The sequence below is a fragment of the Burkholderia ubonensis subsp. mesacidophila genome (assembly GCF_002097715.1).
In the GTDB taxonomy this organism is placed as follows: domain Bacteria; phylum Pseudomonadota; class Gammaproteobacteria; order Burkholderiales; family Burkholderiaceae; genus Burkholderia; species Burkholderia mesacidophila.
On sequence record NZ_CP020737.1, the window covers coordinates 1,109,320 to 1,130,574 of the forward strand.

21 protein-coding genes are annotated in these 21,255 nt (G+C 66.9%); 19 read left to right on the top strand and 2 right to left on the bottom strand.

All coding sequences use genetic code 11. The features are described 5' to 3' along the window. Positions 1-37 precede the first annotated feature (37 nt). From B7P44_RS05355 to cysM, 15 genes are all read left to right on the top strand, one after another. The gene (locus B7P44_RS05355; RefSeq protein WP_084906428.1) at positions 38-637 is read left to right on the top strand and encodes a DUF2059 domain-containing protein; all 600 of its coding nucleotides are present in this window, start codon (positions 38-40) and stop codon (positions 635-637) included. Between the two features lie 159 nt (positions 638-796). Next, a complete protein-coding gene (gene serC / locus B7P44_RS05360) occupies positions 797-1,879 on the top strand; it encodes a 3-phosphoserine/phosphohydroxythreonine transaminase (protein ID WP_084901507.1) in 1,083 nt (360 codons plus the stop codon). A gap of 34 nt (positions 1,880-1,913) precedes the next feature. Next, positions 1,914-2,996, top strand: coding sequence for a prephenate dehydratase (pheA, locus tag B7P44_RS05365; protein WP_084901509.1), 1,083 nt, complete (start codon positions 1,914-1,916; stop codon positions 2,994-2,996). A 180-nt stretch (positions 2,997-3,176) separates the two neighbouring features. Then, positions 3,177-4,130 carry a prephenate dehydrogenase gene (locus B7P44_RS05370; protein ID WP_084901512.1) on the top strand — a complete coding sequence of 318 codons (954 nt, stop codon included), beginning with the start codon at positions 3,177-3,179 and terminating at the stop codon, positions 4,128-4,130. Between the two features lie 12 nt (positions 4,131-4,142). Beyond that, a complete protein-coding gene (gene aroA, locus B7P44_RS05375) occupies positions 4,143-5,447 on the top strand; it encodes a 3-phosphoshikimate 1-carboxyvinyltransferase (protein ID WP_084901515.1) in 1,305 nt (434 codons plus the stop codon). 13 nt (positions 5,448-5,460) lie between these two features. After that, a complete protein-coding gene (gene cmk, locus B7P44_RS05380) occupies positions 5,461-6,147 on the top strand; it encodes a (d)CMP kinase (protein ID WP_084901517.1) in 687 nt (228 codons plus the stop codon). Between the two features lie 143 nt (positions 6,148-6,290). Then, complete coding sequence (gene rpsA, locus B7P44_RS05385) at positions 6,291-8,003, top strand: 30S ribosomal protein S1 (RefSeq protein ID WP_010091744.1); 1,713 nt, start codon at positions 6,291-6,293, stop codon at positions 8,001-8,003. Between the two features lie 22 nt (positions 8,004-8,025). Then, a complete protein-coding gene (locus B7P44_RS05390) occupies positions 8,026-8,349 on the top strand; it encodes an integration host factor subunit beta (RefSeq protein ID WP_010091745.1) in 324 nt (107 codons plus the stop codon). A 221-nt stretch (positions 8,350-8,570) separates the two neighbouring features. Then, positions 8,571-8,864 (top strand): LapA family protein, encoded by a 294-nt coding sequence (locus B7P44_RS05395; RefSeq protein ID WP_010091746.1) that lies wholly within the window; start codon positions 8,571-8,573, stop codon positions 8,862-8,864. A 58-nt stretch (positions 8,865-8,922) separates the two neighbouring features. After that, positions 8,923-10,095 (top strand): lipopolysaccharide assembly protein LapB, encoded by a 1,173-nt coding sequence (gene lapB / locus B7P44_RS05400; RefSeq protein WP_084901520.1) that lies wholly within the window; start codon positions 8,923-8,925, stop codon positions 10,093-10,095. Between the two features lie 93 nt (positions 10,096-10,188). Beyond that, positions 10,189-11,589 carry a UDP-glucose dehydrogenase family protein gene (locus B7P44_RS05405; RefSeq protein WP_084901523.1) on the top strand — a complete coding sequence of 467 codons (1,401 nt, stop codon included), beginning with the start codon at positions 10,189-10,191 and terminating at the stop codon, positions 11,587-11,589. Between the two features lie 7 nt (positions 11,590-11,596). After that, a complete protein-coding gene (gene rfaE1, locus B7P44_RS05410) occupies positions 11,597-12,547 on the top strand; it encodes a D-glycero-beta-D-manno-heptose-7-phosphate kinase (RefSeq protein ID WP_088511468.1) in 951 nt (316 codons plus the stop codon). 66 nt (positions 12,548-12,613) lie between these two features. Further along, a complete protein-coding gene (gene rfaD / locus B7P44_RS05415) occupies positions 12,614-13,606 on the top strand; it encodes an ADP-glyceromanno-heptose 6-epimerase (RefSeq protein ID WP_084901528.1) in 993 nt (330 codons plus the stop codon). Positions 13,607-13,680: 74 nt separating this feature from the next. Continuing rightward, complete coding sequence (locus tag B7P44_RS05420) at positions 13,681-14,028, top strand: ComEA family DNA-binding protein (protein WP_084901530.1); 348 nt, start codon at positions 13,681-13,683, stop codon at positions 14,026-14,028. 221 nt (positions 14,029-14,249) lie between these two features. Then, on the top strand, positions 14,250-15,152 hold the full coding sequence (cysM, locus tag B7P44_RS05425) for a cysteine synthase CysM (RefSeq protein WP_084901533.1): 903 nt from the start codon (positions 14,250-14,252) through the stop codon (positions 15,150-15,152). Positions 15,153-15,226: 74 nt separating this feature from the next. Here the strand turns inward: cysM and mltB are convergent, their stop codons facing one another. Further along, the gene (gene mltB / locus B7P44_RS05430) at positions 15,227-16,450 is read right to left on the bottom strand and encodes a lytic murein transglycosylase B (RefSeq protein ID WP_084901537.1); all 1,224 of its coding nucleotides are present in this window, start codon (positions 16,448-16,450) and stop codon (positions 15,227-15,229) included. Between the two features lie 170 nt (positions 16,451-16,620). On the opposite strand from mltB, the gene B7P44_RS05435 reads away from it, so the two are divergent. After that, positions 16,621-17,544, top strand: coding sequence for a histone deacetylase family protein (locus B7P44_RS05435; protein ID WP_084906429.1), 924 nt, complete (start codon positions 16,621-16,623; stop codon positions 17,542-17,544). Positions 17,545-17,559: 15 nt separating this feature from the next. Here B7P44_RS05435 and B7P44_RS05440 read toward each other — a convergent pair whose 3' ends face one another. After that, positions 17,560-18,471 carry an alpha/beta hydrolase gene (locus B7P44_RS05440; RefSeq protein WP_084901540.1) on the bottom strand — a complete coding sequence of 304 codons (912 nt, stop codon included), beginning with the start codon at positions 18,469-18,471 and terminating at the stop codon, positions 17,560-17,562. 219 nt (positions 18,472-18,690) lie between these two features. Here B7P44_RS05440 and B7P44_RS05445 point away from each other — a divergent pair, with 219 nt between their 5' ends. The 3 genes from B7P44_RS05445 to B7P44_RS05455 are packed head-to-tail and all read left to right on the top strand — an operon-like array spanning position 18,691 to position 21,193. Then, the gene (locus B7P44_RS05445) at positions 18,691-19,725 is read left to right on the top strand and encodes a methionine ABC transporter ATP-binding protein (protein ID WP_084901541.1); all 1,035 of its coding nucleotides are present in this window, start codon (positions 18,691-18,693) and stop codon (positions 19,723-19,725) included. Then, positions 19,715-20,368 carry a methionine ABC transporter permease gene (locus B7P44_RS05450; RefSeq protein WP_084906431.1) on the top strand — a complete coding sequence of 218 codons (654 nt, stop codon included), beginning with the start codon at positions 19,715-19,717 and terminating at the stop codon, positions 20,366-20,368. The genes B7P44_RS05445 and B7P44_RS05450 overlap by 11 nt, the downstream gene beginning before the upstream one ends. 30 nt (positions 20,369-20,398) lie before the next feature. Beyond that, the gene (locus B7P44_RS05455) at positions 20,399-21,193 is read left to right on the top strand and encodes a MetQ/NlpA family ABC transporter substrate-binding protein (protein ID WP_084906434.1); all 795 of its coding nucleotides are present in this window, start codon (positions 20,399-20,401) and stop codon (positions 21,191-21,193) included. Positions 21,194-21,255 lie beyond the last annotated feature (62 nt).

The following is a 21,255-nucleotide window of genomic DNA, read 5'->3' on the forward strand; positions in this document are numbered from 1 at the left end:
CGAAGTACCCATTCATATTTCCAAGAAGGGAGTGATGATGCAAAAGCAATTCAAGCAACTGGTCCTGCTGGCTGCACTGGTGCCGACGTTCGCGATGGCGCAATCGCTGTCGAACCCCGCACCGGCTCCGGCGGCGGCAGCTGCGCCGATCGACGCCGACAAGAAGGCAGCGATCAAGGATCTGCTCGACGCGATCGACGCGCCGAAGCTCGTGTCGGCAATCGGCAACAGCGCTGAAATGCAGGCGAAGCAGCTGGTGCCGGCGATCCTGTCGGACGCGCTGTCGGAAAACAAGACGCTGAACGACAAGCAGAAGCAGGCTGCGGTCCCGACGCTGCAGAAGAACGCGGTGCCGAAGCTGGTCGACGGCGCGGGCAAGGTCTTCGCGACGCAGGCGTTCAGCAACGACGCGATGCAGGCTCAGTACGACGCGTACGCGAAGTACTACAGCACGTCGGAGATCAAGGACCTGACGACGTTCTACAAGAGCACGACGGGCCGCAAGTTCATCCAGGTGCAGGATCAGGTCGGCCGCGACGTGGTCAACGGCCTGATGCAGAAGTACATGCCGCAAGCGATCCAGGCGACGCGCGCGCAGGCTGACAAGGAAGTCTCGGCAGTCAAGCCGGGCAAGTAAGCGGTCGCAGTCCGCCCCCGGCCGCGCGGCCGGGTTTGGCGGGAGCCTGACGACAGTGCGATAATGGCCGTTTGCGCGTGAGCGCAAGCGGCCATTCCTTTTCTGGCGCGATTCCTTTGCCGGCGGCGAGCCGGCCGCGTCCCTCCCGAGGTTTTCACGATGCGCGTCTTTAATTTCTCCGCCGGCCCCGCGGCGATGCCCGAGGAAGTGCTGCGGCAAGCCGCCGACGAAATGCTCGACTGGCATGGCAGCGGCATGAGCGTGATGGAGATGAGCCATCGCGGCAAGGAATTCATGTCGATCCACGAAACGGCGCTCGCCGACCTGCGCGAGCTGCTCGACGTGCCGGCGAGCCACCGGATCCTGTTCCTGCAGGGCGGCGGCATCGCGGAAAACGCAGTCGTGCCGATGAACCTGCTCGGGTCGCGCAAGACGGCCGATTTCGTCGTGACGGGCTCGTGGTCGCAGAAGTCGTTCAACGAGGCGAAGAAGTACGGCACGCCGCATCTCGCCGCGACCGGCAAGACCGACGCCGGCTATACGCGCGCGCCGGCCCGCGCCGAATGGCAACTGTCGGATGATCCGGCCTACGTGCACCTGTGCACGAACGAGACGATCGACGGCGTCGAGACGTTCGAGATCCCCGATCTCGGCGACGTGCCGCTCGTCGCGGACGTGTCGTCGCACATCCTGTCGCGCCCGATGGACGTCGCGAAGTACGGCGTGCTGTTCGGCGGCGCGCAGAAGAACATCGGGATGGCGGGCGTCACGCTCGTGATCGTCCGCGAGGACCTGCTCGATCGCGCGCTGTCGATCTGTCCGTCCGCATTCGAATGGAAGACGGTCGCCGCGAACAATTCGCTGTACAACACGCCGCCGACCTACGCGATCTACGTCGCGGGCCTCGTGTTCCAGTGGCTGAAGCGGCAGGGCGGCCTGCAGGCGATCGAGGCCCGCAACATCGAGAAGGCGAAGCTGCTCTACGACACGATCGACGCGAGCAGCTTCTATTTGAACAAGGTCGAGCCGACGGCGCGTTCGCGGATGAACGTGCCCTTTTTCCTGGCCGACGAAACGCGCAACGAAGACTTCCTTGCCGGCGCAAAGGCGCGCGGGCTGCTGCAGCTGAAGGGCCACAAGTCCGTCGGCGGCATGCGGGCGTCGATCTACAACGCGGTGCCGCTCGAGGGCGTGAAAGCGCTCGTCGAGTACATGAAGGATTTCGAGCAGCACCGCGCCTGACGGCGGGTGCTGGTCAACAGCACGGCAACTACGCATGGACGACGAACTGAATTCCCGCCTGAAACCGCTGCGCGACCGCATCGATGCGATCGACGCGCAGCTGATCGAGCTCCTGAACCAGCGCGCCGCGGTGGCGCTCGAGGTGGGCGAGGTCAAGAAGCACTTCAACGCGCCGGTGTTCCGGCCGGAACGCGAGCTGCAGGTGATCAACCGCCTGCAGGACATGAGCGCGGGACCGCTTGCGAGCGAGCACATCAGCGCGATCTGGCGCGAGATCATGGCCGCGAGCCGCGCGCTCGAGCAGACGATCCACGTCGCGTTCCTCGGGCCGGTCGGCACGTACAGCGAACAGGCGATGTTCGAGTATTTCGGCCAGTCGATCGAAGGGCTGCCGTGCCCGTCGATCGACGAGGTGTTCCGCTCGGTCGAGGCGAGCGCCGCGGCGTTCGGCATCGCGCCGGTCGAGAATTCGGCCGAGGGCGCGGTGTCGCGCACGCTCGACCTGCTGCTGCAGACGCAGTTGCTGATCAGCGGTGAACTCGCGCTGCCGATCCACCACAACCTGCTCACGCAGGGCGGCACGCTCGACGGCGTGAAGCGCGTGTGCGCGCATGCGCAGGCGCTGGCCCAGTGCCAGCAATGGCTGTCGGCGAATGCGCCGCAGCTCGAGCGGCAGGCGGTCTCGAGCAATGCCGAGGCGGCCCGTCTTGCTGCGGCCGATCCGACGGTGGCGGCCATCGCCGGCGACCGGGCGGCGGCGCACTACGGCCTGCAGATCGCGTTCGCGCTGATCCAGGACGATCCGCACAACCGCACCCGTTTCGTGATCGTCGGCAAGCAGCCGGCGGGGCCGAGCGGCTACGACCAGACGTCGCTGATCGTGTCGGTGAAGAACGAGCCGGGCGCGGTGTTCAAGCTGCTCGAGCCGCTCGCGCGGCACGGCGTGTCGATGACCCGCTTCGAGTCGCGCCCCGCGCGCGTCGGCACGTGGGAGTACTACTTCTACATCGACATCGAAGGGCATCGGGACGACGCGTCGGTCGCGGCCGCGCTTGCGGAACTCGGCCAGAAGGCCGCGTTCCTGAAGATTCTCGGTTCGTATCCGCGCGCGCGCTGACGAGGCGCGCGTCGCAGTGGTGTCGGCGCGCGTCGCGCCGGAGTGGGCAAGGCAGGCCGGTCGGCGCTGCCGAAGGCGGGGCGGACGACGTTCGGCGCATGGCGCCGGCCGCCGGTCCGCCCGGAATCTGGACTCTCGCGTAGCGCGGCATCGGCCGCCACGCGCAACTTGGCTCTTGTCGTGTCAGGCTTTGCATTCAACAAACTGGTCATCTTCGGCGTCGGCCTGATCGGCGGATCGCTGGCCCGCGCGCTGCGCGAGCGCGCGCCGGGCGGCGCGGGCGAAATCGTCGGCGTCGGCCGCTCGCCGGCGTCGGTCGAGCGGGCGGTTTCGCTCGGCGTGATCGATCGCGCCGCGGCGCTCGACGACGATGCGCAATTGCGCGACGCGCTCGCCGGCGCCGATCTGGTGCTGCTGGCCGCGCCGGTCGCGCAGACGGGCCCGCTGCTCGCGCGCATCGCGCCGTGGCTCGACGACGCGACGATCGTCACCGACGCGGGCAGCACCAAGTCGGACGTGGTGGCCGCCGCGCGCGACGCGCTCGGCGCGCGCCTCGCGCAGTTCGTGCCGGGGCATCCGATCGCCGGGCGCGAGTCGAGCGGCGTCGAGGCGGCGCTGCCGGACCTGTACGTCGGCCGCAACGTCGTGCTGTGCCCGCTGCCGGAGAATCCGGCTGCGTCGGTCGAGCGGATCGACGCGATGTGGCGCGCGACCGGCGCCGACGTGCGGACGATGAGCGCGCAGCAGCATGATCGCGTGTTCGCGTCGGTGAGCCATCTGCCGCACGTGCTGTCGTTCGCGCTCGTCGAGCAGATCCTCGGCGAGGCGGACGCGGAACTGAAATTCTCGTATGCGGCGGGCGGGTTCCGCGACTTCACGCGCATCGCCGCATCGAGCCCCGAAATGTGGCGCGACATCTGCGTCGCGAACCGCGCCGCGCTGCTCGACGAGCTCGACGGCTACACGCGCGTGCTCGAACGGCTGCGGGCCGCGATCGACGCGGGCGACGGCGCGGCGCTCGAAACCGTGTTCGCGCGTTCGCGCGCCGCGCGCTCGGCGTGGCAGGAGCGCGGCGGCAAGCACGCGTCCGGCGAGCCGGCCCCCGGACAGCCCGCCCAAACGATCAGGAAATAACAGGAAGCTCCCATGGAATATCTCGATCTCGGCCCGTACTCCAGCGCGTCGGGCACCGTGCGCCTGCCCGGCTCGAAGAGCATCTCGAACCGCGTGCTGCTGCTCGCGGCGCTCGCCGAAGGCGAAACGACGATCACCAACCTGCTCGACTCCGACGACACGCGCGTGATGCTCGATGCGCTCGGCAAGCTCGGCGTGAAGCTCGCGCGCGACGGCGACACCTGCGTCGTCTCCGGCACGCGCGGCGCGTTTACCGCGAGGACGGCCGACCTGTTCCTCGGCAACGCGGGCACCGCGGTGCGGCCGCTCACGGCGGCGCTCGCGGTCAACGGCGGCGACTATCGCGTGCACGGCGTGCCGCGCATGCACGAGCGGCCGATCGGCGATCTCGTCGACGGCCTGCGGCAGATCGGTGCGCAGATCGACTACGAACAGAACGAAGGCTTCCCGCCGCTGCGCATCAAGCCGGCGTCGATCAAGGTCGACGCGCCGATCCTTGTGCGCGGCGACGTGTCGAGCCAGTTCCTGACCGCGCTCTTGATGACGCTGCCGCTCGTGAAGGCGCCGGACGGCCGGATCGTCGTCGAGGTCGACGGCGAACTGATCTCGAAGCCGTACATCGAGATCACGATCAAGCTGATGGCGCGCTTCGGCGTGACCGTCGAGCGCGAGGGCTGGCAGCGCTTCATCGTGCCGGCCGGCGTCCGCTACAAGTCGCCGGGCCGGATCATGGTCGAGGGCGACGCGTCGTCGGCGTCGTACTTCCTCGCGGCCGGCGCGCTCGGCGGCGGCCCGCTGCGCGTCGAGGGCGTGGGGCGGGCGAGCATCCAGGGCGACGTCGGTTTCGCCAACGCGCTGATGCAGATGGGCGCGAACGTGACGATGGGCGACGACTGGATCGAGGTGCGCGGCATCGGCCACGACCACGGCAAGCTCGAAGCGATCGACATGGATTTCAACCTGATTCCCGACGCGGCGATGACGATCGCGGTCGCGGCGCTGTTCGCCGACGGCCCGAGCACGCTGCGCAACATTGCAAGCTGGCGCGTGAAGGAGACGGACCGCATTGCGGCGATGGCGACCGAGCTGCGCAAGGTCGGTGCGACCGTCGAGGAAGGGCCGGACTACCTCGTCGTCACGCCGCCGAAAAAGCTCACGCCGAACGCGGCGATCGATACGTACGACGATCACCGGATGGCGATGTGCTTCTCGCTCGTGAGCCTGGGCGGCGTGCCGGTGCGCATCAACGATCCGAAGTGCGTCGGCAAGACATTCCCCGATTATTTCGACCGCTTCACCGCGCTCGCGAAAGCCTGACCCCGTATTTCCGATGAAATCGAACCGACCCTTTCACCCGACCCCGGTCATTACGATCGACGGCCCGACCGCTTCCGGCAAGGGCACCGTCGCGGCGCTCGTCGCCGCCCACCTCGGCTTTCACCTGCTCGACAGCGGCGCGCTGTACCGCCTCGCCGCGCTGGCGAGCATGCGCTACGACATCGCGGCCGAAGACGTCGACGCGCTCGTGAAACTGATCGACGATCTCCATATCACGTTCCGCGAAGGCTGCGCGCAGCTCGACGGAGCGGACGTGTCGAACGACATTCGCGCGGAAGCGGTCGGCAATCGCGCGTCCGCGATCGCCGTGCATGCGCCGGTGCGCACCGCGCTCGTCGCCCGCCAGCGCGCGTTCCGCAAGACGCCGGGCCTCGTCGCGGACGGCCGTGACATGGGTACGGTGATCTTCCCGGACGCCGTGCTGAAGGTGTTCCTGACGGCCAGCGTCGAGGCACGCGCGGCCAGACGGCATAAGCAATTGATGCAAAAAGGTTTTTCTGCTAATATTGATGACTTGCTCCGGGATCTTCGTGATCGCGACGCGCGCGACAGCAATCGCGCGGCCGCGCCGCTGAAGCCCGCGGCAGATGCCAAGCTGCTCGATACGTCGGCGCTTTCGGTCGACCAGGCGGTCGATCAGGTGCTGCAGTGGTACCGGGCGCTCGGCCAGCCTGCCTGAAAGGGCAGGGCAGCAGTAGGAGCTCCGCGCCGCAAGTGCGGAGCGCGTTTTGAACCCTTAACCCCGTGTGGACCTCGATCTGGCCCTTTCAGCCGACCATTCCGGTCGGCGTGGCACAGCGATCCATGCACAATCAGATTTTTATGTCCGACCTGCAAACCTCCAACCCGAATACCGAATCCTTTGCGGCTCTGTTCGAAGAGTCGCTGACCCGCCAAGACATGCGCGCCGGCGAAGTGATTTCCGCCGAAGTCGTGCGCGTCGACCACAACTTCGTGGTCGTCAATGCAGGCCTGAAGTCCGAGGCTTACATTCCGATCGAGGAATTCCTGAACGATCAGGGCGAGGTTGAGGTGCAGGCGGGCGATTTCGTGTCCGTCGCGATCGACGCGCTCGAAAACGGCTACGGCGACACGATCCTGTCGCGCGACAAGGCGAAGCGCCTTGCATCGTGGCTGTCGCTGGAAAAGGCACTCGACAACAACGAACTCGTCACCGGCACGATCACCGGCAAGGTGAAGGGCGGCATGACCGTGATGGTCAACGGCATCCGCGCGTTCCTGCCGGGTTCGCTGGTCGACACGCGTCCGGTCAAGGACACGACCCCGTACGAAGGCAAGACGCTCGAATTCCGCGTCATCAAGCTCGACCGCAAGCGTAACAACGTCGTGCTGTCGCGCCGCGCAGTGATCGAGGCGACCCAGGGCGAAGAGCGCGCGAAGCTGCTCGAGACGCTGAAGGAAGGCGCGATCGTCAACGGCGTGGTCAAGAACATCACCGACTACGGCGCGTTCGTGGACCTCGGCGGCATCGACGGCCTGCTGCACATCACCGACATCGCATGGCGTCGCGTGCGTCACCCGAGCGAAGTCCTGTCGGTTGGCCAGGAAGTCACCGCGAAGATCCTCAAGTTCGACCAAGAGAAGAACCGCGTCTCGCTGGGCATCAAGCAGCTGGGCGACGATCCGTGGGAAGGCATCTCGCGCCGCTACCCGTCGGGCACGCGCCTGTTCGGCAAGGTCACGAACATCACCGACTACGGCGCATTCGTCGAAGTGGAATCGGGCATCGAAGGCTTGGTCCACGTGTCGGAAATGGACTGGACGAACAAGAACGTTGCTCCGTCCAAGGTTGTCCAGCTGGGCGACGAAGTCGAAGTCATGGTCCTCGAGATCGACGAAGACCGTCGTCGTATCAGCCTCGGCATGAAGCAGTGCAAGCCGAATCCGTGGGATGACTTCAGCCGCAACTTCAAGAAGGGCGACAAGATCACGGGCGCGATCAAGTCGATCACCGACTTCGGCGTGTTCATCGGTCTGCCGGGCGGCATCGACGGCCTGGTCCACCTGTCGGACCTGTCGTGGAGCGAAGCTGGCGAAGAAGCGGTTCGCAAGTACAAGAAGGGCGACGAAGTCGAGGCAATCGTGCTCGGCATCGACGTCGAGAAGGAGCGCATTTCGCTCGGCATCAAGCAACTCGAAGGCGACCCGTTCAGCAACTACGTTGCAATGAACGACAAGGGCTCGATCGTTGACGGCGTGGTTAAGTCGGTCGACGCGAAGGGCGCGGTCATCACGCTGACGGGCGACATCGAAGGCTACCTGCGTGCGTCGGAAATCTCGCAGGATCGCGTCGAAGATGCACGCAACGTGCTGAAGGAAGGCGACAAGGTCAACGCGATGGTGATCAACATCGATCGCAAGTCGCGCGGCATCAACCTGTCGATCAAGGCGAAGGATTCGGCCGAGCAGCAGGAAGCGATCCGCGGCCTGCAAGCCGACACCAGCTCCGCCGCGACGGGCACGACCAACCTCGGCGCGCTGCTGAAGGCCAAGCTCGACGGCCAGAACCAGTAAGCCTTACGAGGTCTGCTGAAGTATGACCAAATCCGAGTTGGTCGCGCAGCTGGCATCGCGATTTCCGCAACTTGTCCTCAAGGATGCGGATTTCGCGGTGAAAACGATGCTCGATGCGATGTCCGATGCTCTGTCCAAAGGGCATCGCATCGAAATTCGGGGTTTCGGCAGCTTCGGTCTCAACCGTCGCCCGGCCCGCGTCGGACGCAACCCGAAGTCAGGGGAGAAAGTGCAGGTGCCCGAGAAGTTCGTGCCGCACTTCAAGCCCGGCAAGGAATTGCGCGAACGCGTCGACGGCCGCGCCGGTGAGCCGCTGAAGGCCGACGAGCCGGACGACGATCGTTGAACGTCGCCCGGCCCGCCCGGAACCCATCCGGCAAAGGCTGAAGAAGAGCGCCCCTTGCGGGCGCTTTTTTCATTTTCGCGACATGCGTCTGATGCGCGCGGGTTCGTGCGTGCAACGGATGCGCTGACGCGGAAACGCATCCTTTACAATACGGGTCGATTCGGCGTGGCGAAGGGGAGTCGCGTGCGCTGCGGCGAAATCTCAATCAACGAGAGGGCTTCATGAAATTTATCGTCTGGCTGATCCGGGTATTGGTGTTCGTGCTGTTGCTGGTGCTCGCGCTGGCCAATACGCAAACCGCGACGCTGAATTTCCTTGCCGGCTACGCCTGGCAAGCTCCGCTGATCCTGATCGGTCTCGCTTTCTTCGGCGTCGGCCTGATCGCCGGCCTGCTGTCCGCGGTGCCTGCGATCTTCCGCATGCGCGTCGAGAACGGGCGCCTGAAGCGCGACCTGCGCGCGGCGCGCGAAACTCCGGCCGTCATCGACCAACCGCCGATGCCGCCGGTCATTTAACGACCTTTCGAGCCGCGCGAAAAGCCGCGCGGTTTTCGTTTCCGCTTCGATATTTCGCATGGATCTGGATTTCTGGTGGTTGCTCGCGATTCCGGTCGCTTTCGCACTCGGCTGGGTGGCGTCACGCTATGACCTGAAGAGTCTCCTGTCGGAGAGCGCGAACCTGCCGCGCTCGTATTTCCGCGGCCTGAATTTTCTGCTGAACGAACAACCCGACAAGGCGATCGACGCGTTCATCGAGGTCGCGAAGCTCGACCCCGAAACGGTCGAGCTGCACTTCGCGCTCGGCAACCTGTTTCGCCGTCGCGGCGAGACGGACCGCGCGATCCGCGTGCACCAGAACCTGCTGAGCCGCACCGACCTGCCCGTCAACGAACGCGACCACGCGCTGTACGAGCTCGGCCAGGATTTCCTGAAGGCCGGCCTGCTCGATCGCGCGGAAGAAGCTTTCCACAAGCTGGTCGACGGCGACCGCGCGCTCGGCGCGCAGCGTGCGCTCCTGACGATCTACGAGATCGAGAAGGACTGGAACAAGTCGATCGAAACCGCGAAGCGCATCGAGTCGATGGGCGCGGGTTCTCTCGGCACCGAAATCGCGCAGTTCCACTGCGAGCTCGCGCAGGAGGCGCTGCAGCGCAAGAACGCGGAGGCTGCGACGGAACAGCTGCGGCTCGCGCTCGCCGCGAATCCGCAGAACGTCCGCGCGACGATCCTGTCCGGCGACGCGGCGGCGGCGGCCGGCGACCATGCGGCCGCGATCGGCCACTGGAAGCGCGTCGAGTCGCAGAACCCGGCCTACCTGCCGCTCGTCGCGGACAAGCTGATGAAGGCTTATGTCGCGCTCGACCGGGCCGGCGAGGGCGCCGAGCTGCTGATGGACTATGTCGACCGCTACCCGTCGAACGACCTGCTCGACACTGCGTACCAGCACATCGCCGGACTGCGCGGCCAGGATGCCGCGCACCTGCTCGCGCGCACGCAGATGGAAAAGTCGCCGAACCTGTCGGGCATGCTGCACCTGCTCGACGCGCAGATCGCGACGGCCGACGAAGCGCGCCGTAAGGAACTTGAAATGATGCGTGCGCTGATCAAGCAGCGCACCAAGAATTTGCCACGGTATACGTGCCAGAATTGCGGTTTCCGGGCGCGGCTCTTTTACTGGCAATGCCCCGGATGCAGCGGCTGGGAAACCTATGCGCCGCGCCGCGTCGAACCCGCCGTGCCGAACTGATCGAGGCCGGCGGAGCGAACGCGATGCGGACGCCGCCGGGTGCGACCCGGCGGCCAAGTTAGTCAATCACCGGGAACCATCACCGGAACATCTATGAAAATCACCATCATCGGCACCGGTTACGTCGGTCTCGTCACGGGGTCGTGCCTGGCCGAAATCGGCCACGACGTTTTCTGTCTCGACGTCGATCCGCGCAAGATCGACATCCTGAACAACGGCGGCATGCCGATTCACGAACCGGGCCTGCTGGACATCATCGCCCGCAACCGTGCGGCCGGGCGCCTGCGCTTCTCGACCGATGTCGAGGCGAGCGTCGCGCACGGCGAGATCCAGTTCATCGCGGTCGGCACGCCGCCCGACGAGGACGGCTCGGCCGACCTGCAATACGTGCTCGAAGCGGCGCGCAACATCGGCCGCCACATGACCGGCTTCAAGGTGATCGTCGACAAGTCGACCGTGCCGGTCGGCACCGCGCAGCGCGTGCACGGCGTGGTCGACGAGGCGCTGGCAGCACGCGGCCTGGCGGGCAGCGTCGCGCACCGGTTCTCGGTCGTGTCGAATCCGGAATTCCTGAAGGAAGGCGCGGCGGTCGAGGACTTCATGCGTCCGGACCGGATCATCATCGGCGTCGACGACGACGAGACGGGAGAGATCGCGCGCGAGAAGATGAAGAAGCTCTACGCGCCGTTCAACCGCAACCACGAGCGCACCATCTACATGGACGTGCGTTCGGCGGAGTTCGCGAAGTACGCGGCGAACGCGATGCTCGCCACGCGCATCTCGTTCATGAACGAGATGTCGAACCTGGCCGACAAGGTCGGCGCCGACATCGAGGCCGTGCGCCGCGGGATCGGTTCCGATCCGCGCATCGGCTACCACTTCCTGTATGCGGGCGTCGGCTACGGCGGTTCGTGCTTCCCGAAGGACGTGCAGGCGCTGATCCGCACCGCGAGCGAAAACGGCCAGCCGCTGCGCATTCTCGAAGCGGTCGAGGAGGCGAACCATGCGCAGAAGGCCGTGCTGCTGGGCAAGATCGAGCACCGCTTCGGCGCGGATCTGGCCGGCCGCGAGTTCGCGGTCTGGGGCCTCGCGTTCAAGCCGAACACCGACGACATGCGCGAGGCGCCGAGCCGCCGCCTGATCGCCGAGCTGCTCGAGCGCGGCGCGACGGTGCGCGCATACGATCCGGTCGCGATCGACGAGGCGCGCCGCGTGTTCGCGCTGGATCTCGGCGAGGGTTCGGACGCGCTGTCGCGCCTGCACTTCGTCGACACGCAGGACGTGGCGGTGACCGGCGCGGACGCGCTCGTGATCGTCACCGAATGGAAGGAATTCAGGAGCCCCGACTTCAACCGGCTCAAGGCGGAGCTGAAGGCGCCGGTGATTTTCGACGGCCGCAACCTGTACGAGCCGGAAGCGATGGCCGAGCTCGGCATCGATTACTACGCGATCGGACGCCCCCATGTCGACCCCCAGGCTGGCTCCCGTGGATGACCTGACGATGAGCGCCCCGCGCGAAGTGGCCCCGGTGCCGCGCGAACAGCTGGCGGGCTCGCGCGTGCTGGTCGTCGGCGACGTGATGCTCGATCGCTACTGGTTCGGCAACGTCGACCGCATTTCGCCGGAGGCGCCGGTGCCGGTCGTGCACGTGCAGCGCCAGGAAGAGCGGCTCGGTGGCGCGGCGAACGTCGCGCGCAACGCCGTGACGCTCGGCGGCCAGGCGGGGCTCCTGTGCGTGGTCGGCTGCGACGAGCCGGGCGAGCGGATCGTCGAGCTGCTCGGCACGAGTGGCGTGACGCCGCATCTCGAGCGCGACCCGTCGTTGCCGACGACGATCAAGCTGCGCGTGCTCGCGCGCCAGCAGCAGCTGCTGCGCGTCGACTTCGAGGCGACGCCGACCCACGAGGTGCTGCTGGCGGGCCTCGCGCGTTTCGACGCGCTGCTGCCGCAGCATGACGTGATCCTGATGTCGGATTACGCGAAGGGCGGCCTCACGCACGTGACGACGATGATCGCGAAGGCGCGCGCGGCCGGCAAACCTGTGCTCGTCGATCCGAAGGGCGACGACTGGGAGCGTTATCGCGGCGCATCGCTGATCACGCCGAACCGTGCCGAGTTGCGCGAAGTCGTCGGGCAATGGAAGTCGGAAGACGACCTGCGCGACCGGGTCGCGAAGCTGCGTGCGTCGCTGGGCATCGATGCGCTCCTGCTCACGCGTTCGGAGGAGGGCATGACGCTGTTCTCCGATGCGGGCGAGCTGCACGCGCCGGCGCTGGCGCGCGAGGTGTTCGACGTGTCCGGCGCGGGCGATACGGTGATCGCGACGGTCGCGACGATGCTCGGCGCGGGCGTGCCGCTCGTCGATGCGGTCGTGCTGGCGAATCGCGCGGCGGGGATCGTGGTCGGCAAGCTGGGTACGGCCACGGTCGACTACGACGAACTGTTTCATTGAGCGCGGGCGCGCGGCGCGACGAACGCGCGGCGCGCGGCCTCATTTCTCCTTTCAGGCAGGACGATCATGACCCTCATCGTCACCGGCGCAGCCGGTTTCATCGGCGCGAACCTCGTCAAGGCGCTCAACGAGCGCGGCGAGACGCGCATCATCGCGGTCGACAATCTGACGCGCGCCGACAAGTTCCGGAACCTCGTCGATTGCGAGATCGACGACTATCTCGACAAGACCGAATTCGTCGAGCGCTTCGCGCGCGGCGACTTCGGCAAGGTGCGCGCGGTGTTCCACGAAGGCGCGTGTTCCGACACGATGGAACACGACGGCCGCTACATGATGGACAACAACTTCCGCTACAGCCGCGCCGTGCTCGATGCGTGCCTCGCACAGGGCGCGCAGTTCCTGTACGCGTCGTCGGCGGCGACCTACGGCGGCTCGACGCGTTTCGTCGAGGAGCGCGAGGTCGAGGCACCGCTCAACGTCTACGGCTATTCGAAGTTCCTGTTCGACCAGGTGATCCGCCGCGTGCTGCCGAGCGCGAAGAGCCAGATCGCCGGCTTCCGCTACTTCAACGTGTACGGCCCGCGCGAGACGCACAAGGGCCGCATGGCGTCGGTCGCGTTCCACAACTTCAACCAGTTCCGCGCGGAAGGCAAGGTCAAGCTGTTCGGCGAATACAACGGCTACGCGCCGGGCGAGCAGACGCGCGACTTCGTGTCGGTCGAGGACGTCGCGAAGGTCAACCTGTTCTTCTTCGATCATCCGGAGAAGTCGGGCATCTTCAACCTCGGCACGGGCCGTGCGCAGCCGTTCAACGACGTCGCGACGTCGGTGGTCAACACGCTGCGCGCGCTCGACAACCTGCCGTCGCTGACGCTCGCGCAGCAGGTCGAGCAGGGGCTGATCGAATACGTGCCGTTCCCGGACGCGCTGCGCGGCAAGTACCAGTGCTACACGCAGGCGGACCAGACGAAGCTGCGCGCAGCCGGCTACGATGCGCCGTTCCTGACGGTGCAGGAAGGCGTCGACCGCTACGTACGTTGGCTGTCCGGCCAGGTTTAAGCGGGCGCGTCGAATCCTTAGACTGGGTCTCACGGTCGGCGGCCGCCGACCGTTTTTACTTGGAGATCCGGAACATGATCAAGCAATGGTTCGCTGCGGCGGCCCTGTTCGGCGCGATTGCGTCGGCGTGGGCGGCTGTCGACGTCAATACCGCGAGCGAGGACGCGCTCATCGGCATCAAGGGCATCGGGCCCGCGAGAGCCAAGGCGATCCTCGACGAACGCAGCGCGCGCGGTCCGTTCAAGAATGCCGACGACCTCGCGGCGCGCGTGAAGGGCATGGGCGGCCATACGGTCGAGCGGCTGCAGCGCGAAGGGCTGACGGTTGGCGCGGCCGGCGCCGCGCCGGCCGCCGCCAAGCCCGCGGCCGCGCCGGTGACGGCGCCCGCCAAGCCGGCCACTGCGCGCACCGCCCAGAAATAGCGCGTCCGGGGTCGGGTTCGCGAGCCGGACGAACGGTTCCTTCAGGCCGTCGTTGCGACGGTTTCCCGCGGCATGCCGCGGGTTTTTTGCATGGCGTCCCCCCTTGCGCGTATATGGTCGCCCGGCGCCGGTATCCATCGCTGCAATGGGGGTAGGCGGCGCGCACTTCTGCGCTGGTTTAAAATCGACCGATTGATCGGCCTCGCACTCACGGTATCTCCATGGCTTACAAAACTATCGAAGACACGATCGGCAACACGCCGCTGGTGCAACTGGTCCGCTTGCCGGACGACGAGATTCGCGCGCGCAACAACGTGGTTCTCGCGAAGCTGGAAGGCAACAACCCGGCGGGGTCCGTGAAGGACCGCCCGGCGCTGTCGATGATCCGCAAGGCCGAGGCGCGCGGCCGCATCAAGCCGGGGGATACGCTGATCGAGGCGACGAGCGGCAACACGGGCATCGCGCTCGCGATGGCCGCGGCGATCCGCGGCTACAAGATGGTGCTGATCATGCCGGAGGACCTGTCGGTCGAACGCCGCCAGAGCATGGCCGCCTATGGCGCGGAAATCATCCTCACGCCGGTCAAGGGCGGGATGGAGCTGGCGCGCGATCTCGCGGAGCAGATGCAGCGCGAAGGCAAGGGCGTGATCCTCGACCAGTTCGCGAACCTGGACAACCCGCTCGCGCATTATGAAGCGACGGGCCCGGAAATCTGGCGCGACACCGAAGGCCGCATCACGCACTTCGTGTCGGCGATGGGCACGACCGGCACGATCATGGGCGTGTCGCAATATCTGAAGGAGCAGAACCCGAAGATCGAGATCGTCGGCGCGCAGCCGGAAGACGGCTCGCGCATCCCGGGCATCCGCAAGTGGCCGGAAGCCTATCTGCCGAAGATTTTCGATCGCAGCCGCGTCGACCGCGTCGAGAACGTGGGCCAGGCGGCGTCCGAAGCGATGGCGCGCAAGCTTGCGGCCGTCGAAGGCATCTTCGCCGGCATTTCGTCGGGCGGCGCGTGCGAAGTCGCAATGCGCATCGCGCGCCAGGTCGAGAATGCGACGATCGTGTTCATCATCTGCGACCGCGGCGACCGCTATTTGTCGACGGGCGTGTTTCCCGCGTAAGCGAGCAGACGCCTTCGCATCAAACGAAAAAGCCCCGCGATCGCGGGGCTTTCTTGCATATGGGCGGGCCGAGTTTACTGCGCGGCCTGCGGCGGGCTCGCGGCGGCGGGCCTGAGCGCGCCGGTTGCCTCCATCTGCGCCTTCACGCTCTCGCCGAGCTGGTAGACCGCGAGCGCGTAGAAGAAGCTGCGGTTGTAGCGCGTCAGCACGTAGAAATTCTTGAGGCCGAGCATGAATTCGGTCGCGCGTCCCGGCGACGGCAGATCGACCACGGTGACCGGCGTGTCCGCCTCGGCGGCGATATCGATCGCCGGCTCGTTGAGCGTCAGGCCCGCGCGCAACAGTTGCGACAGCGCCCAGTGCGGTTCCGGCTGCCCGTCCGCGGCGGCTTGCGCGATGCCCTGGCTGCCGATGTCGGGCGCGATCTGCCAGACCACCGGGCGATCGTTTTCCCAGCCGTGCTGCTTCAGGTAGTTCGCGACGCTGCCGATCGCGTCGGCCGGGCTGTTGCGCAGGTCGACGTGGCCGTTGCCTTCGTAGTCGACCGCGTATTCGCGGATGCTGCTCGGCAGGAATTGCGGGATGCCGATCGCGCCCGTGTACGAGCCGAGCACGGTCGTCGGGTCGAGCTGGTTGTCGCGCGTCCAGACGAGGAAGTCCTCGAGGTTCTTGCGGAACGTGGCCTGGCGGCTGTCGCGATTCGGCGTGTCCGGATAATCGAAGGTGAGCGTCGTCAGCGCGTCGAGCACGCGGAAGTTGCCCATGTAGCGGCCGTAGATCGTCTCGACGCCGATGATGCCGACGATCACCTCCGGCGGCACGCCGAATTCCTCGGACGCGCGCTGCAGCGTCGCCATGTTCGCTTTCCAGAACTTCACGCCCGCGTTGATGCGGATCGGCTCGATGAAGCGCGAGCGATACACGCGCCAGTTCTTCACCGTCGGCGACGGCGCGGGCTTCACGAGCTTGACCGCGGTCGCCGAGTAGCTCACGCGCCCAAACAGCGTGCGCAGGCTGGCAGGATCGAAGGCATGGCGGCTCGCCATCTCGTCGATGAATGCATCGACCTGCGCGTTGTTCGCATAACGCTGCGGGACGATCTCTTCCTCGAAGGTCTGGCCTGGCGACGTCGGCTGCTGCGGCTGGGCCTGGCCGACGCGCGTGCCGGCGGACGCCGCCGGCCGCGTCTGCGCGCCGGCCGGCATGGCGGACAGCGCAGCGGCGAGGGCGATGGCAACGAGTGGGAGGCGAACGCGGTACGACGCGGAGAAGGGTGCGGCAGGCTTCTTGTAATTCATGACGAACCGGGGCGGACAAGGCAAATGTGTTCGGCGCAGTATACCCGACGCATCCGCCGCGCCGGGGCGAACCGGCGCCCCGTTGTGGTAAGTTAGCGGCGAATTCGCGACAGACGATGGACCTCATTGATGGAGACCTGCGGCGCACCTGCGCTGCGGACGACGCTTATATGGCAACCGCCTTCTATACGCACCCCGACTGCATGCTGCACGAGATGGGGGAATGGCATCCGGAATGCCCGGCTCGTTTGTCGGCGATCCAGGACCAGCTGATCGCGAGCCGCATCGACGACCTGATCGCGCACGAGACCGCGCCGTTCGCGAGCGAAGCGGCGCTTGCGCGCGTGCACACGCAGGCGCATATCGACTACATCCGCAGCAGGGCGCCGGCCGACGGCTATGCCGAGATCGATCCCGACACGCTGATGAACCGCAATACGTGGCGCGCGGCGCTGCGCGCGGCCGGCGCCGCGATCGCGGCGACCGACGCGGTGATCGAGGGGCGCTACGGCAATGCATTCTGCAGCGTGCGGCCGCCCGGCCATCACGCGGAGCCGGCACGCGCGATGGGCTTCTGCTTCTTCAACAACGTCGCGATCGCGGCGCGGCATGCGCTCGACGTGCATGGCCTCGAGCGCGTCGCGATCGTCGACTTCGACGTGCATCACGGCAACGGCACCGAAGCCGCATTCGCGAACGACGAGCGCGTGCTGATGTGCAGCTTCTTCCAGCACCCGCTGTATCCGTTCTCGGGCGCCGAGCATCAGGCGCCGAACATGGTCAACCTGCCGATGCCGGCGCGCAGCAACGGGATGGCGATTCGCGAGGCGGTCGACATGTTCTGGCTGCCGCGCCTCGATGCGTTCAAGCCGCAGATGCTGTTCGTGTCCGCGGGCTTCGACGCGCATCGCGAAGACGACATCGGCGGCCTCGGTCTCGTCGAGGCGGACTTCGAATGGCTGACCGCGCAGATCGTCGAGGTCGCGCGCCGTCACGCGCAGGGCCGCATCGTCAGCTGCCTCGAGGGCGGCTACAACCTGTCCGCGCTCGGGCGCAGCGTCGTCGCGCACCTGCGCGTGCTGGCCGGGATCTGACTGCGGGGCGTCCGGTCAGCGCAGCGGCGCGCGCGCGTGAAGCCACGCGATCAGCGCGTCGATCACCCGGTCGCGCTCGAGGTCGTTCATCGTTTCGTGAAAGCCGCCTTCGTAGAGCGTGAGCGTGCGGTCGGGCGAGCCGACGCGCGCGCCGAACGCGCGGCTGCCGTCCGGCTCGGTCAGCTTGTCCTCGGTGCCGTGATAGACGAGTACCGGCACGCGCAGCGCGCCGCGGCCCCGTTCGATGCGCGCCATGGCGTCGAGGATTTCCGCGCCGGTGCGCGCGGGCACCGCGCCGTGATGCACGAGCGGATCGGCGCGATTGGCCGCGACGACGGCCGGATCGCGCGACAGCAGCGCCGCATCGATCCGGATCGCGGGGAAGGTCGGCCACACGCGGCTGATGAAGCGGCTCACCGCAAGCATCCAGCGCGGCACGTCGCGGCCCGGCGCGAGCGCCGGGCTCGACAGCACGAGGCCCGCGAATGCGCGGCCGCGCGCCGCCGCGCGCTCGATCGCATACAGCGCCGCAACGGCGCCGCCCATGCTGTGCCCCATCAGGAACAGCGGCGCGCCGCTTCGCGCAGCTTCGGCGACGAGCGCTTCTGCATCGTTCAGGTAGCCGTCGAACCGTTCGACCCATGCGCGCTTGCCGGGCGACTGGCCATGCCCGCGCAGGTCGACCGCCAGCACGTCGATGCCGGCCGCGTTCAGGCGCGCCGCCAGCGCGTCGTAGCGCCCCGCATGCTCGGCGAGGCCATGCACGAGCGCGACCGTCGCACGCGGCGCGGCGGCACCATCGCCGGCCGGCCAGCGGTACGACGCCAGTTCCAGCCCGTCCGCGGTGCGCAGCCGCCCCATCCGCGGGGCGGGTGAGCCGGATGACGCAGAGGCCGGCGCGGAGGCCGGGGTGGTGGTGGCAGTCATCAGGCGTGTCCCCTTCGATCGTTGTAGTCGCGCTCCCGATCATAGACGGCGCGCCGCCGCCGCGCGCCAGCGCTTTCCTCTAATTTCGCCTGGTTATGAAAAGATCGGAATCGATTATTAAGGGGAATGAGGGGTTTGCGGTAAAATCGCCGGCTATTCCGGATCCATCGGCGGCCGACTGGGCGGGCCTGCTCCCCAGCCGTCCGCCGTTTTGTTTACATGATCGAACTACGCAATCTGTCGCAGCGCTTCCCCGGCCCGAACGGCTGGGTCGAGGCGTTGCACAACGTCAACCTGACGATTCCCAAGGGCGAGGTGTTCGGCATCATCGGCCGCAGCGGCGCAGGCAAGAGCACGCTCGTGCGCACCATCAACCTGTTGACCCGGCCGACCGAAGGCAACGTCGTCGTCGGCGGGCGCGACCTCACGCTGCTGCCCACGCGCGAACTGCGCGAAGCGCGGCGCGAGATCGGCATGATCTTCCAGCACTTCAACCTGCTGTCGTCGCGCACGGTGTTCGACAACGTCGCGCTGCCGCTCGAGCTGGCCGGCGCGAGCCGCGCCGAGATCGAGGCGGCGGTGTTGCCGCTGCTCGACCTCGTCGGGCTGTCGGCGCAGAAGGATCGCTATCCGGCGCAAATCAGCGGCGGCCAGAAGCAGCGCGTCGGCATCGCGCGCGCGCTTGCGAGCCAGCCGAAAGTGCTGCTGTCCGACGAGGCGACGTCGGCGCTCGACCCCGAGACGACGCGTTCGATCCTCGACCTGCTGAAGCGCATCAACCGCGAGCTGGGTCTGACGATCGTGCTGATCACGCACCAGATGGAAGTGATCAAGCAGGTGTGCGATCGCGTTGCGGTGCTCGACGCCGGGCGCGTGGTCGAGCAAGGCCGGGTCATCGACGTGTTCCTGCAGCCGCGCCACGAAGTGACGCGCGCGCTGATCGGCGACGTGATCGCGCAGGAGCTGCCGCCCGCGCTGAAGGCGCGCGTCGCCGAGCGGCTCAAGACGGGCAGCGGCCATCTGCTGCGCCTTGCGTTCACGGGGTCGGGCGTCGACCAGCCGATCCTGTCGGAGACGATCCGCCGCTACGAGCTCGATTTCAACATCCTGCACGGCCAGATCGACGAGATCCAGGGCCAGGCGTTCGGTTCGCTCGCGGTGCTCGCGGGCGGCGAGCCGGGCAAGGTCGGACAGGCGCTCGCGTTCCTGCGCGAGCAAGGCGTGGTGGTGGAGGAGCTTTCGTATGTTGAGTGAAATGTTCGACATGTTCGTGCAGTCGTTCTGGGAGACGCTGATCATGGTCGGCATCTCGGGCGTGGTCGGCGCGCTCGTCGGGCTGCCGCTCGGCGTGCTGCTGTACCTGACCGATCGCCAGGGCGTGCTGCAGAACCTCGCGTTGAACCGCGTGCTCGGCGGCTTCGTGAACGCGGTGCGCTCGACGCCGTTCATCATCCTGCTGGTCGCGGTGATCCCGTTCACGCGGCTCGTCACGGGCTCGTCGATCGGCACCGCGGCGGCGGTCGTGCCGCTGACGCTCGCGGCCGCGCCGTTCATCGCGCGCCTCGTCGAGACCGCGCTGCGCGAAGTGGACCGCGGGCTGATCGAAGCCGCGCAGTCGATGGGCGCGACGACGTCGCAGATCGTGTTCAAGGTACTGCTGCCGGAATCGCTGCCGGGCATCGTCGCGGGGCTGACGATCACGTTCGTGTCGCTTGTCGGCTATTCGGCGATGGCGGGCGCGATCGGCGGCGGCGGGCTCGGCGATCTCGGGATCCGCTACGGCTACCAGCGCTACCTGCCGGAAGTGATGTGGACGGTGGTTGCGATCCTGATCGTGTTCGTGCAGATCGTGCAGTCGTTCGGCGACTGGCTCGTGCGACGGCTCAGCCACAAGTAAGACGACATCCGACGTGTTGGGGGAATGACGATGCAACGACGGTTCATGCTGAAGTTCGCGGCGGCGCTCGGCGCGGCCGGGCTGTTCGCGGGCGCGCAGGCTCGCGCCGAGACCATCAAGGTCGGCGTGACGGGCGGCCCGCACGCGCAGGTGATGGAAGCGGTGAAGAAGGTCGCGGCGAAGAGCGGCCTCGACATCCGGATCGTCGAATTCTCCGACTACGTGCAGCCGAACGCGGCGCTCGCCGCCGGCGACCTCGATGCGAACAGCTACCAGCATGCGCCGTACCTCGACGCACAGGTGAAGGATCGCGGCTACAAGCTGATCAAGGTCGCGGAGACGGTGACGTTCCCGATGGGCATCTACTCGAAGCGCGTGAAAACGCTCGCCGAGCTGACGCCTGGCGCGCGCATCGCGATCCCGAACGATCCGACCAACGGCGGCCGCGCGCTGCTGTTGCTGCAGAAGCAGGGCCTGCTGAAGCTGCGCGCGGATGCGGGGCTGAAGGCGACGCCGCTCGACATCGTCGACAATCCGAAGAAGCTGAAGATCGTCGAACTGGATGCCGCGCAGATCCCGCGTTCGCTCGGTGATGTCGACGCAGCCGCGATCAACACGAACTTCGCGATGGAAGCGGGGTTGAAACCGAAACAGGATGCGATCGCGATCGAGGGTCCGAACGGCCCGTACGCGAACATCATCGCGATTCGCGAGGCCGACCGGAACAAGCCATGGGTCGCGAAGCTCGTCGCGGCCTATCATTCGCCCGAGGTGAAGCAGTTCATCGAAGGCAAATTCGGCGGCGCGGTGATCGCCGCCTGGTAACGCGTGGCGGACGGGGCGCCCGGCGGCGATTAGAGGCCGTGATCGAAAACCCGGGCTTTGCG

Coding starts and splice junctions, on each gene's coding strand:
- rfaD (WP_084901528.1), top strand. CDS start 12,614: ATGACCCTCATCGTCACCGGCGCAGCCGGTTTCATCGGCGCGAACCTC.
- cmk (WP_084901517.1), top strand. CDS start 5,461: ATGAAATCGAACCGACCCTTTCACCCGACCCCGGTCATTACGATCGAC.
- B7P44_RS05395 (WP_010091746.1), top strand. CDS start 8,571: ATGAAATTTATCGTCTGGCTGATCCGGGTATTGGTGTTCGTGCTGTTG.
- B7P44_RS05355 (WP_084906428.1), top strand. CDS start 38: ATGCAAAAGCAATTCAAGCAACTGGTCCTGCTGGCTGCACTGGTGCCG.
- cysM (WP_084901533.1), top strand. CDS start 14,250: ATGGCTTACAAAACTATCGAAGACACGATCGGCAACACGCCGCTGGTG.
- B7P44_RS05420 (WP_084901530.1), top strand. CDS start 13,681: ATGATCAAGCAATGGTTCGCTGCGGCGGCCCTGTTCGGCGCGATTGCG.
- B7P44_RS05440 (WP_084901540.1), bottom strand. CDS start 18,471: ATGACTGCCACCACCACCCCGGCCTCCGCGCCGGCCTCTGCGTCATCC.
- B7P44_RS05405 (WP_084901523.1), top strand. CDS start 10,189: ATGAAAATCACCATCATCGGCACCGGTTACGTCGGTCTCGTCACGGGG.
- serC (WP_084901507.1), top strand. CDS start 797: ATGCGCGTCTTTAATTTCTCCGCCGGCCCCGCGGCGATGCCCGAGGAA.
- B7P44_RS05390 (WP_010091745.1), top strand. CDS start 8,026: ATGACCAAATCCGAGTTGGTCGCGCAGCTGGCATCGCGATTTCCGCAA.
- lapB (WP_084901520.1), top strand. CDS start 8,923: ATGGATCTGGATTTCTGGTGGTTGCTCGCGATTCCGGTCGCTTTCGCA.
- mltB (WP_084901537.1), bottom strand. CDS start 16,450: ATGAATTACAAGAAGCCTGCCGCACCCTTCTCCGCGTCGTACCGCGTT.
- B7P44_RS05455 (WP_084906434.1), top strand. CDS start 20,399: ATGCAACGACGGTTCATGCTGAAGTTCGCGGCGGCGCTCGGCGCGGCC.
- B7P44_RS05435 (WP_084906429.1), top strand. CDS start 16,621: ATGGCAACCGCCTTCTATACGCACCCCGACTGCATGCTGCACGAGATG.
- pheA (WP_084901509.1), top strand. CDS start 1,914: ATGGACGACGAACTGAATTCCCGCCTGAAACCGCTGCGCGACCGCATC.
- rpsA (WP_010091744.1), top strand. CDS start 6,291: ATGTCCGACCTGCAAACCTCCAACCCGAATACCGAATCCTTTGCGGCT.
- rfaE1 (WP_088511468.1), top strand. CDS start 11,597: ATGAGCGCCCCGCGCGAAGTGGCCCCGGTGCCGCGCGAACAGCTGGCG.
- aroA (WP_084901515.1), top strand. CDS start 4,143: ATGGAATATCTCGATCTCGGCCCGTACTCCAGCGCGTCGGGCACCGTG.
- B7P44_RS05450 (WP_084906431.1), top strand. CDS start 19,715: ATGTTGAGTGAAATGTTCGACATGTTCGTGCAGTCGTTCTGGGAGACG.
- B7P44_RS05445 (WP_084901541.1), top strand. CDS start 18,691: ATGATCGAACTACGCAATCTGTCGCAGCGCTTCCCCGGCCCGAACGGC.